Genomic DNA, 22833 nt, shown 5'->3' with positions numbered 1-22833 from the left:
GTGCCAAGTTCCAGAGTCAAACGGGCGCTGGCGTGCTTGAGCCAAAGATTCTAGCGACCGAGGAGCCGCAGCAGTCTGTGCTTGCGGCGCTTCGATTTTCTCTGCGCCACAAACTCACGGTGCTGCTCAAACGGCACTTCATAGAGGCCGCATTGCTCGCATCCCTCGGTTTTGCCGCATACCGAAACCCAGCACTGGACGTCGTGGGTCCAGGCAAGTGCGACACGCTCGAGGTGCAGATTGGACGAGCTCTTGAGCAGGATCAACTCGTCAGGCTGCGCGGCTTGGGCGATGTAGTCCGACACTTCCCTGGCCGTGCGCAATTCGATGAAGCGGCCGCTGTCGCGATCTGCCTGGTTCGCCTTGGAGCGATGGGCATGATCGCCGGCATAAATCACCTGGTCTGCAATCTCGCGCGCGCTGCTGTAGGCTTGGGCATATCTGTTATTCGAGCCGGAAAAATCCGATAGCTGGCCAAGAACGATACGTTTTCGCCCGAATGTCGATCCGGCTACCATGTCGAAGGCAAGGCTCAGCGAATGCCAGGGCGCCTTTGCGGCATCCACAATGAAGTGGGGGCCGCCCGCGGGGACGAGCACCTGGCCGCGATTTTCCAGAGGCTGGAACGTCGCGGTTCTGTCCTTGACCATCTGCGCAGGCACGCCCAGTTCAAGAGCAGTTGCCACCGCCGCTGAAGTCGGCAGCCAGAAATGCTCGCCGGGGAACGGCGTCTCGATATCGAGCACACCGCCGCGCCAGTGGAGCGAGAATCGCAACGGCCTGGGATAGGCGGCCTCGATATCGCTGACGCGATAATCCGCCTGCTCCGAAGTGCCGAATGTGACGGAACGGCAATCGCTCGCCGAGGCCATGCCCATCACAAGAGGGTCATCGGCATTGAGCATCGCGAAGCCGCCCGGCTCCAGCGCCGCGACCAGGGCGCTCTTTTCTCGAGCGACGTTTTCCACAGTCTTGAAACTGGCCCGATGCTCCAGCCGGACCATTGTGACAACAGCCACGTTGGGGCGAAGCAATTCGGCCATGGGCTTCATTGTATCCGGGCCGAATGCAGCAGCCTCGAAGACGACGTAGTCGGTTTTGCCGCCCTTTCCCATTCGCCTGGATAGCGTCGAGACCAATAGTTTCATCGTGTTGGCCAGAACCTGTGTATGGACCGAACCATGACCGGCCAGGATGTGTCCAAGCAGGCTTCCCGCCGTGGTCTTGCCGGAGCTTCCGGTAATGCCGATGAAAATCGCCTTGCTTTGTGCCCGCGCACGCGTGGCCAGGTAAAGCCGCAGCCGCCATCCCAGATCGTAGCGACTTTTCTGCTGCCTGATCTTCATCACCCGCCAACACTATCCACGATCCCGTTATGCCTTTCGGGGGATCGAGAAGTCAAACTGGGGTCCGGCGTGACGACGTCAACTGTTCGTTCCTCGGCCGGCCGGCGCACCGATGCGAACTTTTGCCGACGTTGCTCTGTCTGCCATGCATTGCGAACAGCGAGGTACTTCCCGAATTGCTCAAATGCAGCGGCCGCCGTCGACCTCCAGCGCCACACCGGTGATGAAGGCGGCTTCGTCCGACGCAAGCCAAAGCGCAGCGTTGGCGATATCGAGCGGCGTCGACAGACGGCCGAGCGGTATCGAGGCACGGAATTTCTCGCGGATCTCCGGCGTGTCAGTGCCCATGAATTTCTCCAGCATACCGGTCTCGCCGGCGACCGGGCAAAGGCAGTTCACGCGGATGTTCTTGGGCGCGAGTTCGACCGCCATCGACTTGGTCGCGGTGATCGCCCAGCCCTTCGAGGCATTGTACCAGGTGAGCCCCGGACGCGGCCGCAAACCGGCGGTCGAAGCCGTGGTCAGGATGACGCCGCCGCCCTGCCGCTCCATGATAGGCACCACGGCAAGTGCGGCGTGGTAGATCGCCTTCATGTTGACTGAAGTGATCAGGTCGAAGGTCGCCTCGTCGACGTCGAGCATGTCGCCATTGCGATGGGTGTAGCCGGCATTGTTGACCATGATATCGATGCGGCCGAAGGCGCTTTTTGCGGCATAGACCATCTCGTCGAATTCGGAACGCTGCGAAACGTCGGTCTGGGTCCAGATCGCGGCGTCACCGATTTCGGCGGCAACGCGCTCGGCGCCCCTGGCGTTGAGGTCGGCGACGACGACCTTTGCACCCTCTTCGGCAAATCGCCTGGCCATGCCTTCGCCGAAGCCCGCGGCAGCACCAGTGATGACGGCGACCTTGTTTTCAAGACGCATGCTTTTCCCGCTCATTGAAGACCACCCCGCAAGCGCATTTTCCTTTTTGTTCGATGCGTGTCTATCTCCCAGAACCGCCTCGCACTTCTGGGCGACACGCATTAGCTTTCGTCACATTCCCGCTTTATGTTGCAGGCGCGAAGGCTCCCGGATCCATCGCTTGATGAAAAGCCTCCGGGTGGCAGCCAGTGTCAAGGCACATTTGGACCGAATCAATATGCAGTGATTTGTCCTTGATGTGACACCATGGCACTGGATAATTTAAATCGATTAGATTATATCCAGCCGCGTCACAGCGAGCGGCGTCAAAGCGGACACACCATGACCAGCCAGATCATTCCCGTCGATCCTTTCGACTTCATCATTTTCGGCGGCACCGGCGACCTGTCGGAACGCAAGCTGCTCCCCTCCCTCTACCACCGCCAGCGCGACCATCAGTTTTCCGAGCCGACGCGCATCATCGGCACCTCGCGCTCGAAAATGAGCGACGAGGAATTCCAGGCTTTCGCTAAGCAGGCGATCTCCCAGCATGTGAAGCCGGCCGACATCGACGCCGAGGAACTCAAGACATTCCTTGCCCGGCTGTCCTACGTGTCGGCCGACGCGACGACGGGTGCCGGCTTCGACAAGCTGAAAAAGGCGATCGGCGAAAGCGACCGCATTCGCGCTTTCTATCTGGCGGTTGCGCCGGCGCTGTTCGGCGACATCTCGCACCAGCTGAAAGCCCACAATCTTATCACGCCGAATTCGCGCATCGTGCTGGAGAAGCCGATCGGCCGCGACCTCGATTCGGCGCGCAAGCTCAACGACGTGGTTGGAGACGACTTTCACGAAAACCAGATCTTCCGCATCGACCACTATCTCGGAAAGGAGACGGTGCAGAATCTGATGGCGCTGCGCTTTGCCAACGCGCTCTATGAGCCGCTTTGGAATTCTGCCCATATCGACCATGTGCAGATCACGGTGGCCGAGACCGTCGGTCTTGAAGACCGCGTCACCTACTACGACAAGGCCGGCGCGCTGCGCGACATGGTGCAGAACCACATGCTCCAGCTGCTCTGCCTGGTTGCCATGGAGGCGCCATCGTCGATGGATGCCGATGCCGTGCGCGACGAGAAGCTGAAGGTGCTGCGGGCGCTGAAGCGCATCAACGGCAATGAGGCACCCAAGCACACCGTGCGCGGGCAGTACCGCGCCGGCGCCTCTGCAGGCGGCGCGGTGAAAGGCTATGTCGAGGAACTCGGCAAAGACAGCTCCACCGAGACCTTCGTCGCCATCAAGGCCGAGATCGGCAATTGGCGCTGGGCCGGCGTGCCGTTCTATCTCCGGACCGGCAAAAGGCTGGCGACCCGCGTTTCGGAAATCGTCATCGAGTTCAAGCCGATCCCGCATTCGATCTTCGGCGACAGCGCCGGGCCGATCTCAGCCAACCAACTGGTGATCCGGCTGCAGCCCGACGAAGGCGTCAAGCAGTTCATCATGATCAAGGATCCAGGCCCGGGCGGCATGCGGCTGCGCCAGATCCCGCTCGACATGAGCTTTGCAACATCTTTCGACGGTCGCGCGCCGGACGCCTATGAACGGCTGATCATGGATGTTATCCGCGGCAACCAGACGCTGTTCATGCGCCGCGACGAAGTCGAGGCGGCATGGAAGTGGATCGACCCGATCCAGAACGCCTGGGAAAGCGCCAGGCAGGAGGCGCAAGGCTATACGGCCGGCACATGGGGTCCCTCGGCCTCGATTGCGCTGATCGAACGCGACGGGCGGACATGGCACGAAAGCAATTGAGCGAGCCCGTCTATAACTGGAACGGCTTTGCCGGGCGCCAGGATCTGGCGGCAGCCCTTGCCGGCAATGTCGCGGCGCGCCTGACCAAGGCCATCGACGAGCGCGGCACGGCCCTGCTTGCCGTTTCCGGCGGCACCACGCCGGCAAAGTTCTTTGCAGCACTTTCGGCCATTCCGATCGCCTGGAACAAGGTGACGGTGACGCTGGTCGACGAACGGTTCGTGCCGGCCTCCTCGCCGCGCTCGAATGCGGGGCTGGTCGCGGCCAACCTGCTGCAGAACAAGGCGGCTGCCGCGCACTTCGTGCCGCTCTACCATGAGGCGGCAAGCATCGAGACCGCCGCGGCGGCCGACGATGCGGCGCTGAAGGCTCTGCCCTGGCCCCTCGATGTCGTCGTGCTCGGCATGGGCGGCGACGGCCACACCGCCTCGTTCTTTCCCGACGCCGAGAATCTCGGCGATTTGCTCGACCCGGCCTCATCAAGGATCGTGCTGCCGGTTCACGCGGCAAGCGCCGGCGAACCCCGGTTGACGCTGCCGCTGGCGCGGATCGTCGACGCCGGCTTCATCGCGCTGCATATAGAAGGCGAGGACAAGCGCACCGCCTTCGACGGTGCGATGGGACCGGGTGCGAAAAAGCCCATCCGCAAAGTGCTCGAAGCGGCACCCACCCCGGTAGAGGTGTTCTGGGCACCCTGATTTCACGCAAAGCAGTCCCGGCAGACGGTGGAGGACGTTCTTCCGGGGCTCGAAAGGACCGACCATGACAGCCAGACGCGACATCGAAGCCATCACGGAACGCATCCGCCAACGCTCGAAAGCCGGCCGCGAGCGCTATCTCGGCCGCATCGCCGAGACCTCCAGCCGCGCCGCCAACCGGGGGGTTCTGTCTTGCGGCAACCTCGCGCATGGCTTTGCCGTCTGCAGCCCGTCTGAAAAGCTTGCGCTCGGCGCCGACAAGGTGCCGAACCTCGGCATCATTACCTCCTACAATGACATGCTGTCGGCGCATCAGCCCTTCGAAACCTTCCCGGCGCTGATCAAGGAAGCCGCGAAGGAAGTTGGCGGCATCGCGCAAGTGGCCGGCGGCGTGCCCGCCATGTGCGATGGCGTGACCCAGGGACAGCCCGGCATGGAGCTCTCGCTGTTTTCGCGCGACGTGATCGCCATGTCCGCGGCGATCGGCCTGTCGCACAACATGTTCGACGCCGCCGTCTATCTCGGCGTCTGCGACAAGATCGTACCGGGGCTTGTGATCGCGGCTCTCACCTTTGGCCATCTGCCGGCGGTGTTCGTGCCGGCCGGGCCGATGACGACGGGCCTGCCCAACGACGAGAAGGCCAAGGTTCGCCAGCTCTATGCCGAGGGCAAGGCCGGACGCGCAGAACTGCTCGAAGCGGAGTCTAAATCCTATCACGGGCCGGGCACCTGCACCTTCTATGGCACCGCCAATTCCAACCAGATGCTGATGGAGATCATGGGCCTGCATACGCCCGGCGCGTCCTTCGTCAATCCAGGCACGCCGCTGCGCGACGCGCTGACGCGCGAGGCGACCAGGCGAGCCCTGGAGATCACCGCGCTCGGCAACGCCTACACGCCGGTCGGCCGCATGATCGACGAGCGCTCTTTCGTCAATGGCGTCGTCGGCCTGCACGCCACCGGCGGCTCTACCAACCACACCATCCATCTCATCGCCATGGCCGCGGCGGCCGGCATCACGCTGACCTGGCAGGACATTTCCGACCTGTCGGAAGCGGTGCCGCTTCTCGCGCGCGTCTATCCGAACGGGCTTGCCGACGTGAACCATTTCCACGCCGCCGGCGGGCTTGGCTTCCTGATCCGCGAATTGCTCGACGAAGGCATCCTGCATGAGGATGTGCAGACGGTATGGGGCGAAGGCCTGAGGCCCTATGCGGTCGAGGCCCGGCTCGGCGAAGATGGCGGCGTCGTGCGTGAAGCCTCGCCGCTGCAGAGCGGCGACGAGAAGGTGCTGGCGCCGTTCAAGAAAGCCTTCCAGCCGACCGGCGGCCTGAAGGTGCTCGCCGGCAATCTCGGCCACGCCGTCATCAAGACGTCCGCCGTGAAGCCGGAACGCCGCGTCATCGAGGCGCCGGCCAAGGTGTTCGACAGCCAGCAGGGACTGAACGAAGCCTTCAAGGCCGGCACGCTGACCGGCGACTTCATCGCCGTCATCCGCTTCCAGGGCCCGAAGGCAAACGGCATGCCGGAACTGCACAAGCTGACCACCGTGCTCGGCATCCTGCAGGATCGTGGCCAGCGCGTCGCGCTGGTCACGGACGGGCGCATGTCTGGCGCTTCCGGCAAGGTGCCGGCGGCGATCCATGTAACGCCGGAAGCGGTCGAGGAAGGGCCGATCGCCAGGATCCATGACGGCGACATCATCCGGCTCGACGCCGATGCCGGCACGCTGGAAGTGCTGGTGCCGGGGCCCGAGCTCGCGCTGCGCCGCACGGCCGACATCGATCTCATCGGCAACGAGTTCGGTTTCGGCCGCGAGCTGTTCGCTGGTTTCCGCCAGTTGGTCGGCCGCGCCGACCACGGCGCCAGTGCTTTCGGCACGGCTTGAGGCATCATTGCCTATTTTGTAAAAAGGGCGGCTCGAGCTCGGTTTGAGGCCACCCTTTGGTGAGGGATGGATGGCGATTACGGCTGAACCGTAATCTCGCTCCGTTCGCCGGCCTTGACCGTCACCGGCATTTCCTTGTCATGGCCTTGATCGGACATGTGGCGGAGGACGACATAGTCGCCGGCTGGGATAGTCTGCTGCCAGGTGTCACCATAGTTCAGGCCGAGCGCTTTGCGGTTGCCCTGGATATCCTTCTTCGACGACAGCACCTCGATCGAATAGGCGCCCGGCGCCGACATCACCAGCACGCCGGCATCGAGCGTCACCTTGACGTCCTTGACGTCGCCAACCTTGACGCTGAAAGGCTGCTCGACGGTTGCGAGCTCAAGCGAGGTGACCGCGACATAGTCGTCCGGCGGCAGCCAGAACTTGCTGTCGGGCCCATAGGAGTGAGCGACATCGTCACGCGAGCCGTCGATCTTTTTCTTGGCCTTGACGATCTGGACGCTGATGCCCGAGGAGTCAGCCTTGTCGCCGCCTGCGGTGTAGTAGGCGTTGACGGCGGCATGGCCGACGCCGACGACTATGTCCTTTTCCACAGTCTGCCCGGCGGCGAGCTGGATGGTCTCGGTCACCGAGCCGCTGCCGATCGCAACCGTCACCTTCTGCTCACCAGCCGGCACGATGATCCTGGTGTCGCCATAGTGGGTGGTGCTGCCGCCCGGGAAGGCGAAGTCGACATGGGCTTCGTCACTGATCTCGGCGCCCTGGCTTGGCTTCGGATGGATGAGCATGGTGCCGGCGTTCAAGGTGAAGAGCGGCTTGTAGACCTGGCCCGCCTGGATCTTGACCTTCTGTTCCGCCCGAGCTTCGTCGGCGCGCGCGACGACGACATAGTCGCCCGGCTCGAGATTGGCCTCGTAGTTGTTGTACTGGGTGGTGACGGCCTCGCCGCGCGTGCCATCGGGCTTGGCCTTGTAGACCTCCCAGGCATTGCCGTCGGTGATCGGATCGCCGCCTTCCGCCATGACCACGCTCGGGATGAAATTGAATTCGGGCTTTGCCGGTTCAGGGGCAGGCGCCGGAGCGGGTTCGGGTGCCGGCGCCGGAGCCGGCGCGGCGACGGTTTCGACCAGTGCTTCCTGCAGCGCCTTCTCGTCCGAGGCCTGGATATATTTGCCGCCGGTGTTGTCGGCAAGGCAGGCGATCTGCTTGCCCTCGTCAGCGGTCAGGCCGAAGCCGACGACGTCGACGGTGAAATCGACGCCTGAGGCCTCCAGTTCCTTGCCCAGCGCGCACGGGTCACCTTCGCAGGTTTCAAGCCCATCGGTGATGAGAACCACGGTCGCCTTGTCCTCGGTGTATTTCAGAGCTTCGGCCGCCTGCTTGACGGCTGCGGTCAGCGGCGTCTTGCCGAGGAATTTCAGGCTGTCGGCAGCGGCCGAAATGGCGCTAGCCGAGCCGGCTTGCGGCGGCACGATCAGCTCAATGTCGTCGCAGCTGCCCTTTTCGCGGTGGCCATAGGCCATTAAGCCGATCTCGTCGTCGCCCGGGACCGACTGCAGTACGGTCCTCAGCGATTCGCGCGCGATCTCGAGCTTCGGCTTGCCGTCGATCTGGGCCCACATCGAGCCTGAAGCGTCAAGAATGATGATAACCCTATTGGCGGCAAAGCCGAGCGAAGTCATCGACAAAAGGAGCAGCGCCGCAGCGACGCTCCGCAAAAGTCCCGCCATCGAAATCTCCTTGAGGCCGCCCTCTGATCCGCGCCGGAAGCTATTTGACAGCGCGTCCGGACACAAGCCTGGAGCGGGTTACTAGATCATGATGAGATTTGGATGAAATCTCATCATGATCTAACCCTTTGTTGGAGCACGATCTTTTCCAAAAACCGGCACCCACTTTTTGGGATCATGCTTCTAACGGTTGCAGTGTAACAGGATCGGCACCGGCAGAGCTGGTAGCACGAAATCAGTAGGTGGTGCGCCGCTCTTCGGAAGGCGGACGGCCGAACTGCAGCCGATAGCTCTGCGCGAAATAGGAGTGCGAGGTAAAGCCGGTGGCAATGGCCACGTCGAGGATCGGCATGTTGGTCTGGCGCAGCAGTTCGCGCGCCCGCTCAAGCCTGAGCCGCATGTAGTAACGACCGGGCGTGACGCTCAAATGGCGCAGGAACAAGCGCTCGACCTGGCGCACCGACAGGCCCGCCGATTTAGCAAGCTGCACGGCTGATAGCGGCTCGTCGAGATGGTCGGCCATCAGTTCGACGATGCGCCTTAGCTTCTCCGACTTGCCGGTCAGGTCGCGCTCCGGCCCGACGCGCTGGCGGTCGCCGGCGGAGCGGATGCGCTCATGCTGGAACTGGTTGGCAACGCCGTTGGCGAGGTTCGAGCCGAAGTCGCCACGCACGATCTCCAGCATCAGGTCGATCGAGGTGGTGCCGCCGGCGCAGGTGTAGCGCTTGCGGTCGATCTCGAAGACGTTGCCGGTGCAATTGATGTCGGGAAAGCGCTCGACGAAGCCGGCGCGGTTTTCCCAATGGATGGTGCAGCGATAGCCTTCGAGCTGACCGGCTTCGGCCAGGAGGTAAGAGCCCACCGACAGCGCGCCGAGCGCATTGCCGCGCCGGCCCCAGCTGCGCAGCGCCGCCAGCACCTTGCTCTTGCCGGGGAACTCGACCGACAGGCCCACCGACGCGAATAGGATATCGACGGGCGGCAAATCGGCGACGGCATAGTCGATCTTGAGCGGCAGGCCGTTGGAGGCCATGACGGGATCGCCGTCGGCCGAGACCGTCGTCCAGCCATAGAAATCGCGGCCGAGCAGGCGGTTGGCCGAGCGGAAGGTATCGATCGCCGCTGCCAGCGAAAACATCGAAAACTTGTCGACCAGCAGGAACGCGAATTGCCGGCCCCCTTGAACGGGATCATCCACGACCGGCCGTTCAGAGGGTATAGTAAGGTTCGGCAAAGAAGCTGCTTTCTGGGTCAGAAGGAAGGCCGCTTCAAGCCGGCCGCAAGGTAGGCTGAGGCTAACGTATTGGCCATCAGCATGGCAATGGTCATCGGTCCGACACCGCCGGGCACGGGGGTGATGGCGCCGGCGGCCTTGGCCGCTTCGGCATAGGCTACATCGCCGACGAGGCGGGTTTTGCCCTCGCCCTTCTCGGGTGCGGCAATGCGGTTGATCCCGACATCGATCACGGTGGCGCCGGGCTTGACCCAGTCGCCCTTGATCATTTCGGGCCGGCCGACGGCGGCAACCAGAATGTCGGCTGTGCGGGCCAGCGCCGGCAGATCCTTGGTGCGGCTGTGGGCGATGGTGACGGTGCAGTTGGCGGCAAGCAACAGATTTGCCATCGGCTTGCCGACGATGTTGGAGCGGCCGACGACGACCGCGTTGAGGCCGGAAAGATCCTTGCCGCGCACGCGTTCGATCAAAAGCATGGAGCCGGCCGGCGTGCAGGGCACGAAGGCTGTTTCGAGTTCGCCGGTGCCGAGCTTGCCGACATTGATGAAATGAAAGCCGTCGACATCCTTTTGCGGTGCGATGGCCTGGATGATCTTGCCGGCATCGATATGGGCGGGAAGCGGCAGCTGCACCAGAATGCCGTTGATGGCCGGATCGGCGTTGAGTTCGCCGATGATCTTCAGCAGTGCCGCTTCGGACGTGTCGGCCGGCAGCGTGTGCTGCAGCGAATGAAAGCCGCATTCCTTGGCGGTGCGCGACTTCGACGCGACATAGACCTGGCTTGCCGGATCCTCGCCGACGATGACCACCGCTAAGCCGGGCTGGGCCTTTCCCTTGGCGACCAGGTCCTCGGTCAAGGCCTTGACCTTCTGAACCACGTCTGCGGCGACGATCTTTCCGTCAATCACTTCGGCCATGAACCATCCTCGACATCATCCAGCCAAGGCGCGGCGCGCGCCTTGAACGTTGCTTGTGCATGTCGTTGTTCCAAACGTTCCGCCCATTCGGGTAAAGCCCGACGGCAGCGCTTTTTGGGCGCCATGCTGCGCGGCATTGTCACGAAATTTGGCCTAAGCAATCCCGTCAAAGCGCCGTCACATGCCGTAAACTCGAAACCGGCAGCTTTTATTCTGTGCTGACGGGCTCAGAGCGACTCATCCTTTCACGGAAAGGCTGAACCGCTCTATTTCTTGTTTTGACGCAATTCCCAAGGGAAAGCGCGCTACGCGCTTTTCCCGGGAAAACCGTTTCACACTTTTCCTGGAATTGCTCAGAAATAGCGGCGGTGCGAACGGCTTTCGGTGAGTTCGCGCACCGCTTCGCGAAATTCGCGCAGGCTGGCGCGGATATCGTCGATTTGCGCCTGCTGGTCTTCCGGCGCCGCCCCAGCGGGCTGCGGAGAAGACCACGGCCCGGACGCCGCGGGCATCGGCTGAGCCTGCGAATAGGCATAGTCAGCCGGCTGACGAGGCTGCGCGTAGCCAGGCTGCTGCGCAGGGGAATTGGCGTGCGGAACCTCGTTCCGGAAGTCCGGCTGGCCATAGCCCACAGGCTCCTGCACCGGCCTTGTATATTCGGCGGCTGGTTGGGCGCGGTAGGTCTCGACGGGTTCGCCTGACGTCCCGCTACCCGGCGCGGCTTTGCGCATCGCCGAGAACAGTCCGTCGAACAGACCTGGGCTCCGGGCGGGAGCGGCCGCGGTCGGCAACACCGGAGGTGCTGCCGGTGGCGGCGCCACAGGCAGCGGCGCGCGATAGACCTTGTCCTCGACCGGAGGGCGGCGCTCGTCCATTCTGCCGCGCGAACGCGAATTGGCAGCGCCGCGCAGGCTGGCAAAGGCGCCGCGCATGGCGCCGACACCGATGCCGGAAGCAAGCCCGAGCAGCAGGCCGGCCATCGCTATTACAGCCCGCGACGGTCCGTTGGGTTCGAGCGGCGGTTGCGCGGGGGTCATCAGATTGATGTTGGTGGTGTTGATGTTTTGCTGTTCGCCGGTCTCCTTGGCGCGCAGCAGGTACTGTTCGTAGACGGAGCGTTTCGCCGTGGCATCACGCTCCAGTTCGCGCAGGCTGACCAGATCGCTGTTGACGTCGCCGCTCTGGACCTTTGCCTGAGCCAGGCGGGAAGCGAGATCCTGCTCAAGCTGGACCGAGCGCTTCAAGTCGACCTGCAGCGACGAGGCGATGCGGCGCAGTTCGCCTGCGATGCGCTCGCGCGAGCCGTCGAGTTGGGCACTGAGCGCCCGGTATTCGGGATGACGCGGTCCCAGACGCACGGCGGCGCGGTCGGCCTCCTGCTTCAAAACTGCATATTGCGCGCGCAGTTCGCTCATCGTGTTGGAATTGATTTCTTCCGGCAAGGTGCCGTTGATGACCGAATTGACGTCCAGCGAACGCGCCGACGCCGCCCGGGCATTGAGTTCCAGCGTGCGGGCCCGGGTGACTGAGAGCTGCTCGTTGAGCTTCAGCATCTGGTCGTCGCTGATCAGATGGCCCTGCGCGTCGACGAGATCATGCGTGGCCCTGAAATCCTCGACCTTGCGCTCCGCTGTCTCGACATCCTTGCGCAGGTCATCGAGCTTGGCCGTCAGCTGGTCCGTCGCGCGCCCGGCCATCCCGAACTGGTATTGCGCCGCCTCCTGCTGGAAAACGTCCCTCGTCGTATTGGCTATCTTCGCCGATTTGTCGGCGCTTTGAGTGGTGGCGCTGATGGAAACGACAAAGCTCTTGCCGCTGCGCTCAACCGACAGGCTCTTGGCCAGATTGCCGACCGCCAGCGCCTGGCGGCGCACTTCACCGGCGCCGCCAGGGCCATCCTGGCGCGACAGTATCGAGCGAATGAGCGACAGGACGCCAAGGCCGCCAGAGCCCTGTCCGTTGAATTCCGGATCGTCGACGAGATTGAGATCGGCCACGACCTTGTCGAGGACCTTGCCGGATGTCACCATCTTGATGCGGGTTTCGACAACAGCCAGCGCCGCATCGGGCTGCCCGACCGGTTGGGTGAGATCGTTGTCGGAAAGCTTCAGGTCGCCTGGCTCGATGACCATCTGTGTGGTGGCTTCGTATTTCTTCGGTGTCGAAACGGCGACGGCGACGCCGAGCACCGTGCCCAATATCGTCGTCGAGACGATCAGCAACTTGGAACGACTAATGCCGCGGACGACCTGGAGCGGATCGATCAGCGGCTTCCATTCCTGCCCGTCATCGTCGTCGCGGTCCGGTCGCTGCTCGTGGAAAGAGCGGAGCTCATAGGCGGCGTGCTGCTGACGCCGGCCGGAAACAGGCTCCTCACGCGCGCTGGCGGCCGAAACGGGTTCGCCGTCGGCCTGGAACTGCGGCGGCTCGGGCGGTGACGTTGGCGCCGGATTCGACCGCGCCTCGCGTTGCGAGCGGGCTATGCGGTGACGCGTGGCGGCGTCCTCGCGCCATGACGGATCCACCCGGTCACCGATCGAGACCGCCGACGCATCCGCCGCCTCATCGCCGCGCACGGCTTTGCCGAGCGCCAGGAGGGAGCGCTCGCGCCTCCAGTCTTCACGGTTTTCCCTGTCGACCATTGTCTCGAAACTTTACCTTCGACGGCGCAGGAGCGGCGGTCGGCCAATCGTTAAGTCACGCTAAACAGGCATGGGAAACAAAAGGTTAATTTCCGAAGTCTGCAAGTGAAAGTTTCTCGCTTCGCCACGCATTGCCGGGATCTGTAAAATGGCGTCAGAACCGCACGTTAAGCTTTCCGGCCTACGGCTTTCCTCGATATGACGCAGGCCAGCGACATACCGCAAAGGCGGACACTCGCCCGCATCGGCACCTTCCTCGCCGAAAGACGGGGGCTGGTTCGCGACTATCTTTCAGCGATCAGCGGCGCCGGCGGGCGGCTGGTGTTCTCGCTCGCCTATTTCATTGCACTTGCCAACACGCTGTCGATTGCCGAGTTCGGCATGTTCGCCACCGCCTCGGCGGCCGGCGTCATGCTGTCGCGCATCCTCGCCTTCGGCTTCATCTCGGCGCTTTACCGCACAGCCACCATCCGCCCCAATCTGATCGGCACCTTCACCGCCGGCTTCCTTTTGCTTGGCGCCGTGTCCCTGCCGCTGCTGGCGGCCGCCTCGTGGGGCGTCTACCTGATCTTCTTCGCCAGCACCGTTCCGCTGGCCGTCTTTGCCGCAATCGTCTTTGCAGAGGCGCTTTTGTGGCGGCCGGTCGAGGTGGTGCTGATCGTCAACAACGGGCTCGGCAAATTCGGCCGCGCCGCCGTGCTGTCGATCGTGGCCACGGCGTTCCGCGCGCTGGGCGCCGTGCTGTTCATGCTATCGGGCCAGCACAGCGTCTGGATCTGGTCGTTGTTCTACATCGGCGCCAACGCCGCCTCGCTGCTGCTGGCCTTCGGCTTCTATTATCCACGCCAGCGGCTGAGGCTGCGCACCGAGCTCTATCTCAGGCGGCTTGCCGATTCGATCTATGTTGCAGGAGCCGAAGTGCTGTTCTACCTGCAGTCGGAATTCGACAAGCTGCTCGTGCTGGCGATCGGCGGGCCGCATCTGGCCGGTATCTATGCCATCATCATGCGGCTGGTCGACCTGACGGCAATACCGATCCGCACCTTCTCGATGATGTTGGTGCAGAAGATGATGCGGGCGCCGGAGCTGTTGTCGCGACTGCGGGTCAAGAGCGGTATCGAAGCCGGCGTGTTCCTGGTGTCGACATTGGCGCTGGCCGCACTCGGCATCGTGCTGCATTTCTTCCCCAATGCACTTGGCCGGAATGTCGCCGAGGCGGCGCCCTTGGTGGCGTTGGCAATCGGCGTGCCGGGACTGCGCAACCTGGTCGAATACCAGGCCGAGCTGCTGTTCGCGCGCGGCCAGACCGCGCTCAGGGCGCTCAACCTCGGCCTGCTGGCGGGGCTGAAGGCGGTGCTGTTGACCTATGTGCTGACCACGATTGCCGACACGCCCATGCTTGTCGTATCGCTCAATGTCGTCTTCCTGCTGCTCTATCTCGCCTCGGCGCTGCTGACCTATTCGGCGCTGCGCAAGCCCGCCAAGGCAGTCTAAGCCAATCCGATCAAGCGGCGGATGCGGCCGATATCGGTGCCGATGAAGGATTGCATGCCGATCGCCACCTGCCCCGGTGCCATGGCAGCGACGAAGCTGCGGAATTCGTCATCCGACAGCGCCTCGCCGGTCCAGTGCACGCGGCAGAATTCCTCCGAGCCGTGGAAATGGCCAGCGCCCTTCAGCACATCGTCGACATAGCGGCCATAGATCATGCATTCGGAGAACCGGCGCACTGAAGCGATGACCTCGACCCAGCCGCGCGCGTGCACCTTCTCGATCTCGGCGCACATCGCCGTCACGGTCTGACGGCGCCAGGCGATCAGCGTCGAAATATAGTCGTGGTTCGAAACCTCGGATGCATCGATACCAATCGCCGAGGCCGCATTGCGCGACCAGATGCGATGCTCGTCGTGACCGTCGCTCGACAGCACGCCGTCGCGCCGGAACAGCCGCACCTTGCCGTCGCGCCAGAAGGCGCTCAGATCGAATGGCTTGAGGAAGGCGCCGTCGGAATCGCAGAAGACCAGCACGTCTTCTCCAGCATGCGCAGCGATGGCGATGCGGCGCAGCTGCTGCACATGCCAGCCGCGCAGCGGCTGGGTCTTGAAACTGAGCCAGATGCGACGGCGAAAGAGGCTCATCGGATCGTCGAACACACGCAGCCAGCGCGGCAGCAGGTCGCGCTCGTCGACAACGCTGCGGCGGTCGTTTTCCAACTGGCGAAACAGCGCCACGTCGCGGTGCTCGACCAGAATGTAATGATGCGCCACGCCGGAGACATGGCGGTCGAGGGTCTCGCACAACAGGCGGCAGCGTTCGAAATCCGGCGCATAGCTGGCGGTCACCACCGCCGCCGTCGGCGTTTGCGGCAGGGCACCGGTCTCGGCTGCAGGGCTCGGCACGACGCGGCTGTTCACCGCAACTCTCCGGCGGGCTCGGGCCGACGCGAGAATTTCTGCCTGACGACACGCAGCAGGAACACCGGATTGCCGACGACGTAGCGGCGCCACAGCCGGCCGGGCTCGATGCACAGACGGAACAACCATTCGAGCCTCAGCTGGCGCATCCACAGAGGCGCCCGCGGCACCGTGCCGGAGAGAAAATCGAGCAGCGCGCCGACGGCGATCGGCAGCGTGCAGTGGCGGGCATCGATATGACGGGCGATCCACAATTCCTGGCGCGGCACGCCCATGGCCACAAGCAGCACGTCGGGCCGCAATGCCTCGATGCGATCGACGATCGCCTGCTCTTCGGCGGGGGAGAAATAGCCGTCATGGATGACGACGAATTCGTGCTGCACCGCCAGCGCGGCCAGCCTGACCGACGCCGCCTCGGCGTTGGCGCGGGTGGCGCCAAGCAACCCGACGGTCAGCGGCCTCGCCGATGCCTGCAGAAAGGCCGGAATGAGATCAGTGCCGTTGAGATTGTCCGGGAACGGCGCGCCGTAGAGCAGCTTTGCCGCCAGATCGACGCCAACGCCGTCAGGCAGGATGAGGAAATCGTCGAGCGCCTCGGCAAAGACCGGATCGGTAGAGGCGATGTTGGCGTTGTGAGCGTTGAGAAAACTGACCTTGGTGAAGCGCCGCTCGGCGATCAGACGAGTGAGCAGCGCGATCGCGTCATCCCAGCCGATGGCAAGGACCGAAATGCCAAGGATCGTCTTCAGCGTATCGAGCCCGAAGGCGGCGCGGGCGGTGTGCATGTTCATGCAAACACCTCCTTCCCCACCGGCCCAAGCTTTTCCAGGCCGAGCCTGATGGCGGCATCCAGCGCCTTAATCTGCCGGCGATGGAAGGCGCTGCCATCGACATCCCTGACATCGGCCGCAGCTGCCTCCAGCGCGCCGGCGAAGGCGGCCGGATCGTCGGTGATGAAACAATTTGCCGGGCGATGATCGATGCCGCGCAGCGAACGGCTGGTGGCGACCGACGGCAGGCCGAGTTCGAAGGTTTCGATGGTCTTGAGCTGAACGCCGCTGCCCGCGGTGCTGATCAGTGGAATGACGGCGGCGCCGCGCACGAAATCCTGGGCGTCGGGCACGCGGCCGACAAATTCGACACCGGGATGGGCAGAGGTGATATCCGACGGCATGTTGCCGGCGACCCTGATGCGAAAACTCCGGCGAAGATGCGGCACGACTTTTTCCAGGAACCAGTCGAGGCCGATGCGGTTCGGCTGCCAGGTCCAGGTGCCGATCAGCGCCGCGTCGCAATCGATGCGGCGCGGCTTGACCGGCTTTGGGGCCGTGGCAGTGGTCACCAGCGGCAGCACCGCCGAGCGGTCGTCGCTGGCAAGGCCGAGTGCGGCGCGGTCTTCCTCGGCCAGCGTGAAGACGAAGCGAGCCCGGCGGCAGAGCCGCTCCTCCATGGTCTTGAGCAGCCTGGCCTCGCGGGCAAACAGCAGGCGCTGGAAGCGACTGTTTGCTGCTGCCGCATTCTCTTTGGCCGAACCATGTTCGACATTGTGGGCGACGAAAATCGAGGGACGGTCGGCGAACAGTTTTTCAAAGGCGCCGGCGAACTGCACCGAATTCAGGACATAGCCGTCGAAGGGACCGGCGCGCTCGATCGCGGCACGGACTTCGCTGTCGGAAACCGCGCGCAGCTTCACGGAAGCGAAGGTGAGCCCTGACAGCACCGCCTTGCCAAGCCAGGCGAGCTTCTGCCGCGCCGAGGCGCGTTCCGTGCGCACGTCGACGGCGCCGAGCACGATGGTGTTTTCGGGGTCGCTGGGCGCCTTGCCCGGCCAGATGAAGCCGATGACGGTGACGCGCACGCCGGCGCGCCGCAAGGCGGCGATGATCGCAGCGTTGGCGATCTCATAGCCCGAAGCGAGAGCGCCGTCGGGCACGATCGATGTGGCGAACAGCAGATGCATCTCACCTATCCAGGCGTCAGCCACTAGCAAAGCTGGGTGAACCCTTGATTAAATCACGCAACGCAACGGCTGAAAGGCGCGGACCGGCAGGCGCCGCTGCGAAAGGTGATTAACGAAACGTTATCGTCGCGGTGTTATCGAAAGCCAGATTCAAAACATGCGGCTGGAGCGGATGATCCCTTTGCCATCGGACGGTTCGGTATCGATTGCGGGACGCTCTCCGGGGCTTGCCGCAGAGACGATGGAAGCCGTCGTCACGCTGCCGACCTTCAAGCGGCCGCAACTGCTGCTCGAAACGCTGGCGTCGCTCAAGGCACAGCAAACCAGCCGGCGCTTCGCCGTCATCGTCATCGAAAACGAGGCCGAGGCGCGTGAGGGCGCCCAGGCGGCCGTGCCGCTGTTCGAACGCGACGATATGAAGGGCATGGTCATCATCGCGCATGAGCGGGGCAATTGCAGTGCCTACAATGCTGGCTGGCAGACGGCGATCCTGCATTTTCCGGATTTCCGCCACCTGCTGGTCATCGACGATGACGAGATCGCCGACGCGGACTGGCTGGAGCGCATGTGCAGGACGGCGGAGACGCTTGGCGCCGACATTGTCGGTGGCCCGCAAGTGCCGGTGTTTACCGATCCTGCTCACGCCAAATGGGCCGAGCACCCGGTGTTTGCGCCGCCCTATCGCCAGACCGGGCGCGTGGCCGCACTCTATTCCTCTGGCAACCTTCTGGTCGGGCGCAATGTGCTCACCATCATGGGGCCACCCTTCCTCGACCTGCGGTTCAACTTCATGGGCGGCGGCGATACCGAGTTCCTCAGCCGCTCGGCGCAGAAAGGTTTCGTGCTTGGCTGGTGCGCCGAGGCAAAGGTGCGCGAAGGCGTTCCAGCCCGGCGCATCGAGGCTGACTGGATCCGCTCCCGATCCTTACGCAACGGTGTAATCTCGACGCTGGTCGAAAAGAAGAAGCGCGCCGGCACGCCATTCGCCGGCGCCAAGGTGTTTGCAAAAAGCCTGGCGCTGCTGATAGCCTCGCCCGTGCGCGGCGCAATCAAATTGGCGCGGACAGGATCGCTGTCGACGGCGCTTTACCCCGTCTATGTCTCGCTCGGCCGCGTGCTTGCCGAATTCGGATACGCCAATGAGCAATACAGGCAGCCTGAGAAGAACTGACGAGCTGCTGCTGGGCGGCATCGTCACCCGCAACAGTGTGGCGACGGCCATTGCCGCGCTGTTGTTTGCCGTCATCATCGTGTCGTTCCGGCCGTTTCAGCCGGCAGGCGCGGAACTGACCGGCAACGGCGGCGACATCGTCAACCAGCTCGGCTTCAGTTCGCTCGGCGCCATTTCGACCTTCTCACTGCTGACGTTCGCCGACCCCAAGATGGTGCGCTCGCTGCTCAGCCCGTCCTGGATCCTGATGCTCGGCTTTTTCATGCTTTCGGTCATCAACGCGACCGACCCGTCCTCGGCCATGCGCGCGGCCTTCTTCACGCTGCTTGGCGTTCTGACGATAGCGACGGTCCTGGTGCTGCCGCGCGACGCCGACAGTTTTTCGAAAGTCATCATATTCTGCGCGATCGTCGTTATCGGCCTGTCCTATATCGGCCTCATCGTCTTTCCGCATGAGGCCCTGCATACGGCCGATTCGCAGGAGCCCGAACATGCCGGCCTGTGGCGTGGTGTGTTCGCCCACAAGAACATTGCCGGACCAATCATGGCCTGCTTCAGCTTCGCCGGCCTCTATCTCTTCCGGCGCGGCCAGAAGTTCTGGGGCGTGGCGATCTTCGGCGCGGCGATGATCTTCATGCTGCACACCGGCTCCAAGACGACGGCCGGCCTGGTGCCGTTCTCGATCCTGATCGTCGTGCTGCCGGGCCTGATCGGCATGCGGTTCGGCACGCCGATCCTGTTTGCACTGGCGATCATTGCGACGGCCATCGGTACCTTAGGCATCGTCTTCATCCCGCCGGTGAAAGAGCTGGCGGCCACCTATTTCCCCGACCTCACCTATACCGGGCGCACGACGCTGTGGGAGTTCTCCGGCGAGATGCTGGCGAAGAAGCCTTGGACCGGCTACGGCTATGAAAGCTTCTGGGGCACGCCGCTGCTGCTGAGCCAGGACCAGCCCTTCGACCGGGCCTGGGACATCCGGACGATCGTGCATGGCCATGACGGCTATCTCGACATTGCGGTGCTGATGGGCATCCCGGCGCTGTGCGTTGCCGTCTACACTTTCCTGATCGCGCCGCTGCGCGACTACATGCGCATCCCGCCGCGCAAGGAGAACATCTATCTCGGTGACTTCTTCATGATGGTGGTGCTGTTCACGGCGCTGAACGCGTTCCTGGAAAGCTTCTTCTTCCATCGCGGCGACCCGGTGTGGCTGTTCTTCGTGCTCGGCGTGCTTGGCTTGCGGCAAGTGTCGCTGCGGCCGATCGCGGTACGCCGGCGACCTTGACCGGCTGGCCTGATCCAGCACCCCTTGAGGGGCTTTCCCGTCTGCCCGCTAGCGTCTAAGGAGAACCCTTGTCTCGGAGGGCTCTCAATGACGATCAGGCTTGTTCTCGCCGGTTGCGGCAATATGGGTTACGCCATGCTTGCGGGCTGGCTGAAATCCGGCAAGCTTGCCCCGCAAGCCGTGTTCGTGGTCGAGCCCAATGCCGAATTGCGCAAGCGCGCCGAGCACCTCGGTTGCAGTGTCGCCGCGGGCGCGAACGGCATCCCCGCCGACGCAGAGCCCGACCTCGTCGTCATCGCCGTCAAGCCGCAGGTGATCCGCGACGTCACCGCCGCCTACAAGCGCTTCGGCGACGGCAGGGCCACCTTCGTCAGCATCGCCGCGGGCACGCCGGTCGCCACCTTCGAGCACATCCTCGGCCATCTCGCGCCTGTTATCCGCTGCATGCCCAACACGCCGGCCGCGATCGGCAAGGGCATGATGGTGGTCTATTCCAACCCGCTGGTGACCGACGACATCAGGCGTTTCGTTGCCGAGCTGCTGTCGGCGAGCGGTGTGGTGACGACGATCGACGACGAAAGCCTGATGGACGCGGTGACGGCGGTTTCGGGGTCCGGTCCGGCCTACATCTTCCATTTCATCGAGGCGCTTACGGTTGCAGCCGAGAAGGCCGGGCTGCCGACCGAGACCGCCAGGCTGCTGGCCATGCAGACCGTCTATGGCGCTGCTGCACTCGCTGCCGAAAGCGGCGAGGAGCCCGGCGTCCTGCGCCAGCAGGTGACCAGCCCCAACGGAACCACGGCAGCCGCCCTTGCCGTGCTGATGGGCGAAGACCGGCTGACGAAGCTGCTGACCGAAGCAGTCGAAGCGGCACGGCTGCGGTCGGTGGAATTGGGGAAGTAACCCGTTCGCGATACGTCAGGGCTGTAGGTGGCCCGTGTGCTCCTGCCTTAGCCCCGGGCCAACCTCATCAGCCCCACTTCATTTCACCCTTGGCAACCTTTGCTCCCAGTTCCAGGGACGAGACGTCAAGAAGATCGGGATAGCGCCGCTTCATCGCTGCAATCAGCTCGACGCTGGATTTCGCTTTTTCGGCTTCCTTATTGAAAGCTTCGAGGTAGGCGCGGGTGAATTCCACGGCCGCCAGACCGTCCGGTGCACCGGCTACCTGATGGGACGGCACCACGATGTTGGGTTTGCGGGACGCGATTTCGTTGAGCGCGGCAATCCATTTCTTGCGGTCGTCTACGGTTGGCTCGTCGGCAACCCAGACATGTACGCCCGACGAGATCAGCACGCCGCCGAACACCGCTTCAAGGCTGGGCACCCAGAGATACCGCCGGTCTTTCAGATCGGCGACGGTGACGATCTCGATCTTGTTTCCTTCGATTTCAAGTGAGGTGATATCGGATGCCTCGGGAATGACGACATCCGCCAGGACCTTCGGTCCATTGTCCTTGAGCTGCGGGCCCCAGACATCCAGCTTGGCTTGCACATTGGCTTTGATGGCCGCCACCGTCGCAGCGGCCGCGATGATCTTGGCGCCGGGGAAAGCATCCGCGACGGGACGCAGGCCGAAATAATAGTCAGGGTCGCTGCAGCTGACGTAGATCGTGGTCAGAGTCTTGCCGGTCGCCTTGATCGCATCCGCGACCGCACGGCCATCCGACAGGGTAAATCCGCCATCGAGGAGGATGGCTTCCTTCTCACCGGTCAGCAGCACCGGCGTGCGGCGGAAACCCTCCTCGTCAGCCTGAAAATAGGTCCATTCCAGCTTGGCGGCGGCCTTGGCTGCAAAAGCCAGAGGCTGAAGCATGGCAACCATGCCCGTTGCCAGAAGGGTTTTCATTGTTTCGCGTCTTGTCCAAATGGTTTGCAAGATTTCAACCTCAATGGGGTTCAACTGATCGTTCGGAGATTGGCATCTCGGCATCGTTTGAAAAACCCGGATCAAAAAGACAGACTATATGAATGGATCATACAATGGCAGCCGATGGTCTGCGTCGTCAGCACGAGCGCGATGATCAGGCGTGTTGCGCGAGCAGGTCAACAGCCCCATGGCGCGACCGCGGCAGCATTTGGCCTGCTGGGCGGGAGCGGCTGACGAAGCTGCTGACCGAATCGTGGAACTGGGGGAGTAGGATCAGGCCAGATCGGTGTGGGAAAAGCCTTTCCCTCTGTAGAGCGAGGGCATCCCACGGCTTTTTGCCGAGGCATATGACAGGCAGTCAGCGAGATTGAGCTGAGCTGGGTGGCCGCGACCTTTGCCATAGTTCGAAAAAGCCTGGATCGCGAGCTTGGCATCACCTCTTTCGATCGGAACCACCTCGATCGCGGCTTCGAGCAGGAAGTCTCCTATTGCCCTTTCGGCGAGAGCGGCTCCACCACCAACTTCGACGAAAGCCGCATCGCCGCTTCGAGCACGACCAGCGGAGATGTTATCCGTATCGAGGCCTGCCCGATCCGGCGGCTCCAATCGGCGGCGTCTTCCTCTCCGGCGAGGACAGCGATCACCACCGAGGTGTCGATGAACATCAGGAATGTCCCCACATCTCGTCGATCTCATCCTTAGTCAAATCCCTGCCGCCGCTTCCCGCCTTGGCCTTCAGATCGTTCGATATGGCGGCCAGCCGCTCAGCCAGCGGAACTCGTTCACGTTCGCGCTGAAGCTCGGATTCGAGCGCCTCGATCACCGCCTCGGTCATTGAAATCTTTCGCTTTTCGGCAAGCTGCCGGGCGGGGTCACGGGCGCGCGGGTCTCTGATCTGGAGATTCATCCTGGAAGCCTCCGTTCGGTGCCACTACAACATAGGGAGTTGTC

Annotated in this window: 20 protein-coding genes; 7 read left to right on the top strand and 13 right to left on the bottom strand. The window is 63.3% G+C overall.

Features of this window, described 5'->3' with window-relative positions; genetic code table 11:
• Positions 1–50 precede the first annotated feature (50 nt).
• Positions 51–1346: a Mur ligase family protein gene (locus tag AC3CCE_RS24945; protein WP_352626309.1), complete on the bottom strand. Its 1296-nt coding sequence runs from the start codon at positions 1344–1346 to the stop codon at positions 51–53.
• A gap of 180 nt (positions 1347–1526) precedes the next feature.
• On the bottom strand, positions 1527–2273 hold the full coding sequence (locus AC3CCE_RS24940) for an SDR family oxidoreductase (RefSeq protein WP_031245848.1): 747 nt from the start codon (positions 2271–2273) through the stop codon (positions 1527–1529).
• A gap of 321 nt (positions 2274–2594) precedes the next feature.
• Between AC3CCE_RS24940 and zwf the strand changes: the two genes are divergently transcribed.
• The 3 genes from zwf (at position 2595) to edd (ending at position 6650) form a co-directional block, all read left to right on the top strand.
• Entirely contained in the window at positions 2595–4064 is a 1470-nt protein-coding gene (zwf, locus tag AC3CCE_RS24935) for a glucose-6-phosphate dehydrogenase (RefSeq protein ID WP_352626308.1), read from the top strand.
• A complete protein-coding gene (gene pgl, locus AC3CCE_RS24930; RefSeq protein WP_023669306.1) occupies positions 4046–4762 on the top strand; it encodes a 6-phosphogluconolactonase in 717 nt (238 codons plus the stop codon). Before zwf ends, pgl begins: the two co-directional genes overlap by 19 nt.
• A 64-nt stretch (positions 4763–4826) precedes the next feature.
• Positions 4827–6650 carry a phosphogluconate dehydratase gene (edd, locus tag AC3CCE_RS24925; protein WP_352498574.1) on the top strand — a complete coding sequence of 608 codons (1824 nt, stop codon included), beginning with the start codon at positions 4827–4829 and terminating at the stop codon, positions 6648–6650.
• Between the two features lie 77 nt (positions 6651–6727).
• On the opposite strand, the gene AC3CCE_RS24920 is transcribed toward edd, so the two are convergent.
• The 4 genes from AC3CCE_RS24920 to AC3CCE_RS24905 all read right to left on the bottom strand — a co-directional run bounded on the left by AC3CCE_RS24920 (position 6728) and on the right by AC3CCE_RS24905 (position 13179).
• Positions 6728–8386, bottom strand: a complete 1659-nt coding sequence (locus tag AC3CCE_RS24920; RefSeq protein ID WP_352626307.1) for a vWA domain-containing protein — start codon at positions 8384–8386, stop codon at positions 6728–6730.
• Positions 8387–8621: 235 nt separating this feature from the next.
• Complete coding sequence (locus tag AC3CCE_RS24915; protein WP_352626306.1) at positions 8622–9620, bottom strand: GlxA family transcriptional regulator; 999 nt, start codon at positions 9618–9620, stop codon at positions 8622–8624.
• Between the two features lie 17 nt (positions 9621–9637).
• Complete coding sequence (folD, locus tag AC3CCE_RS24910; RefSeq protein ID WP_023669302.1) at positions 9638–10537, bottom strand: bifunctional methylenetetrahydrofolate dehydrogenase/methenyltetrahydrofolate cyclohydrolase FolD; 900 nt, start codon at positions 10535–10537, stop codon at positions 9638–9640.
• Between the two features lie 353 nt (positions 10538–10890).
• Positions 10891–13179, bottom strand: coding sequence for a GumC family protein (locus tag AC3CCE_RS24905; protein ID WP_352626305.1), 2289 nt, complete (start codon positions 13177–13179; stop codon positions 10891–10893).
• A 198-nt stretch (positions 13180–13377) separates the two neighbouring features.
• Between AC3CCE_RS24905 and AC3CCE_RS24900 the strand changes: the two genes are divergently transcribed.
• Entirely contained in the window at positions 13378–14673 is a 1296-nt protein-coding gene (locus AC3CCE_RS24900; RefSeq protein WP_352626304.1) for a lipopolysaccharide biosynthesis protein, read from the top strand.
• Here the strand turns inward: AC3CCE_RS24900 and AC3CCE_RS24895 are convergent.
• The 3 genes from AC3CCE_RS24895 to AC3CCE_RS24885 are packed head-to-tail and all read right to left on the bottom strand — an operon-like array spanning position 14670 to position 17553.
• On the bottom strand, positions 14670–15593 hold the full coding sequence (locus AC3CCE_RS24895; protein ID WP_352626303.1) for a DUF6492 family protein: 924 nt from the start codon (positions 15591–15593) through the stop codon (positions 14670–14672). The genes AC3CCE_RS24900 and AC3CCE_RS24895 overlap by 4 nt on opposite strands.
• A complete protein-coding gene (locus AC3CCE_RS24890) occupies positions 15590–16384 on the bottom strand; it encodes a WecB/TagA/CpsF family glycosyltransferase (protein WP_023715617.1) in 795 nt (264 codons plus the stop codon). The genes AC3CCE_RS24895 and AC3CCE_RS24890 overlap by 4 nt, the downstream gene beginning before the upstream one ends.
• The gene (locus tag AC3CCE_RS24885; protein ID WP_352626302.1) at positions 16381–17553 is read right to left on the bottom strand and encodes a glycosyltransferase; all 1173 of its coding nucleotides are present in this window, start codon (positions 17551–17553) and stop codon (positions 16381–16383) included. Before AC3CCE_RS24885 ends, AC3CCE_RS24890 begins: the two co-directional genes overlap by 4 nt.
• A 172-nt stretch (positions 17554–17725) precedes the next feature.
• Between AC3CCE_RS24885 and AC3CCE_RS24880 the strand changes: the two genes are divergently transcribed.
• From AC3CCE_RS24880 to proC, 3 genes are all read left to right on the top strand, one after another.
• Positions 17726–18724, top strand: a complete 999-nt coding sequence (locus AC3CCE_RS24880; protein WP_352626301.1) for a glycosyltransferase family 2 protein — start codon at positions 17726–17728, stop codon at positions 18722–18724.
• Entirely contained in the window at positions 18693–20012 is a 1320-nt protein-coding gene (locus AC3CCE_RS24875; protein ID WP_352626300.1) for an O-antigen ligase family protein, read from the top strand. Before AC3CCE_RS24880 ends, AC3CCE_RS24875 begins: the two co-directional genes overlap by 32 nt.
• Positions 20013–20099: 87 nt before the next feature.
• Positions 20100–20915: a pyrroline-5-carboxylate reductase gene (gene proC, locus AC3CCE_RS24870; protein WP_352626299.1), complete on the top strand. Its 816-nt coding sequence runs from the start codon at positions 20100–20102 to the stop codon at positions 20913–20915.
• Positions 20916–20982: 67 nt separating this feature from the next.
• Here the strand turns inward: proC and AC3CCE_RS24865 are convergent, their stop codons facing one another.
• From AC3CCE_RS24865 to AC3CCE_RS24850, 4 genes are all read right to left on the bottom strand, one after another.
• Positions 20983–21882, bottom strand: coding sequence for an MBL fold metallo-hydrolase (locus tag AC3CCE_RS24865; protein WP_352626321.1), 900 nt, complete (start codon positions 21880–21882; stop codon positions 20983–20985).
• A gap of 273 nt (positions 21883–22155) precedes the next feature.
• The gene (locus tag AC3CCE_RS24860; protein WP_280940042.1) at positions 22156–22338 is read right to left on the bottom strand and encodes a PIN domain-containing protein; all 183 of its coding nucleotides are present in this window, start codon (positions 22336–22338) and stop codon (positions 22156–22158) included.
• Positions 22339–22367: 29 nt separating this feature from the next.
• The gene (locus AC3CCE_RS24855; RefSeq protein WP_245261319.1) at positions 22368–22547 is read right to left on the bottom strand and encodes a type II toxin-antitoxin system VapC family toxin; all 180 of its coding nucleotides are present in this window, start codon (positions 22545–22547) and stop codon (positions 22368–22370) included.
• Entirely contained in the window at positions 22547–22789 is a 243-nt protein-coding gene (locus tag AC3CCE_RS24850; protein ID WP_352626298.1) for a type II toxin-antitoxin system VapB family antitoxin, read from the bottom strand. Before AC3CCE_RS24850 ends, AC3CCE_RS24855 begins: the two co-directional genes overlap by 1 nt.
• Positions 22790–22833: the final 44 nt, after the last annotated feature.

It is taken from the genome of Mesorhizobium sp. P160187 (assembly GCF_057766425.1).
Note: the sequence above shows the minus strand (reverse complement) of the source record. Positions and strands in the feature narration are given on the sequence as shown.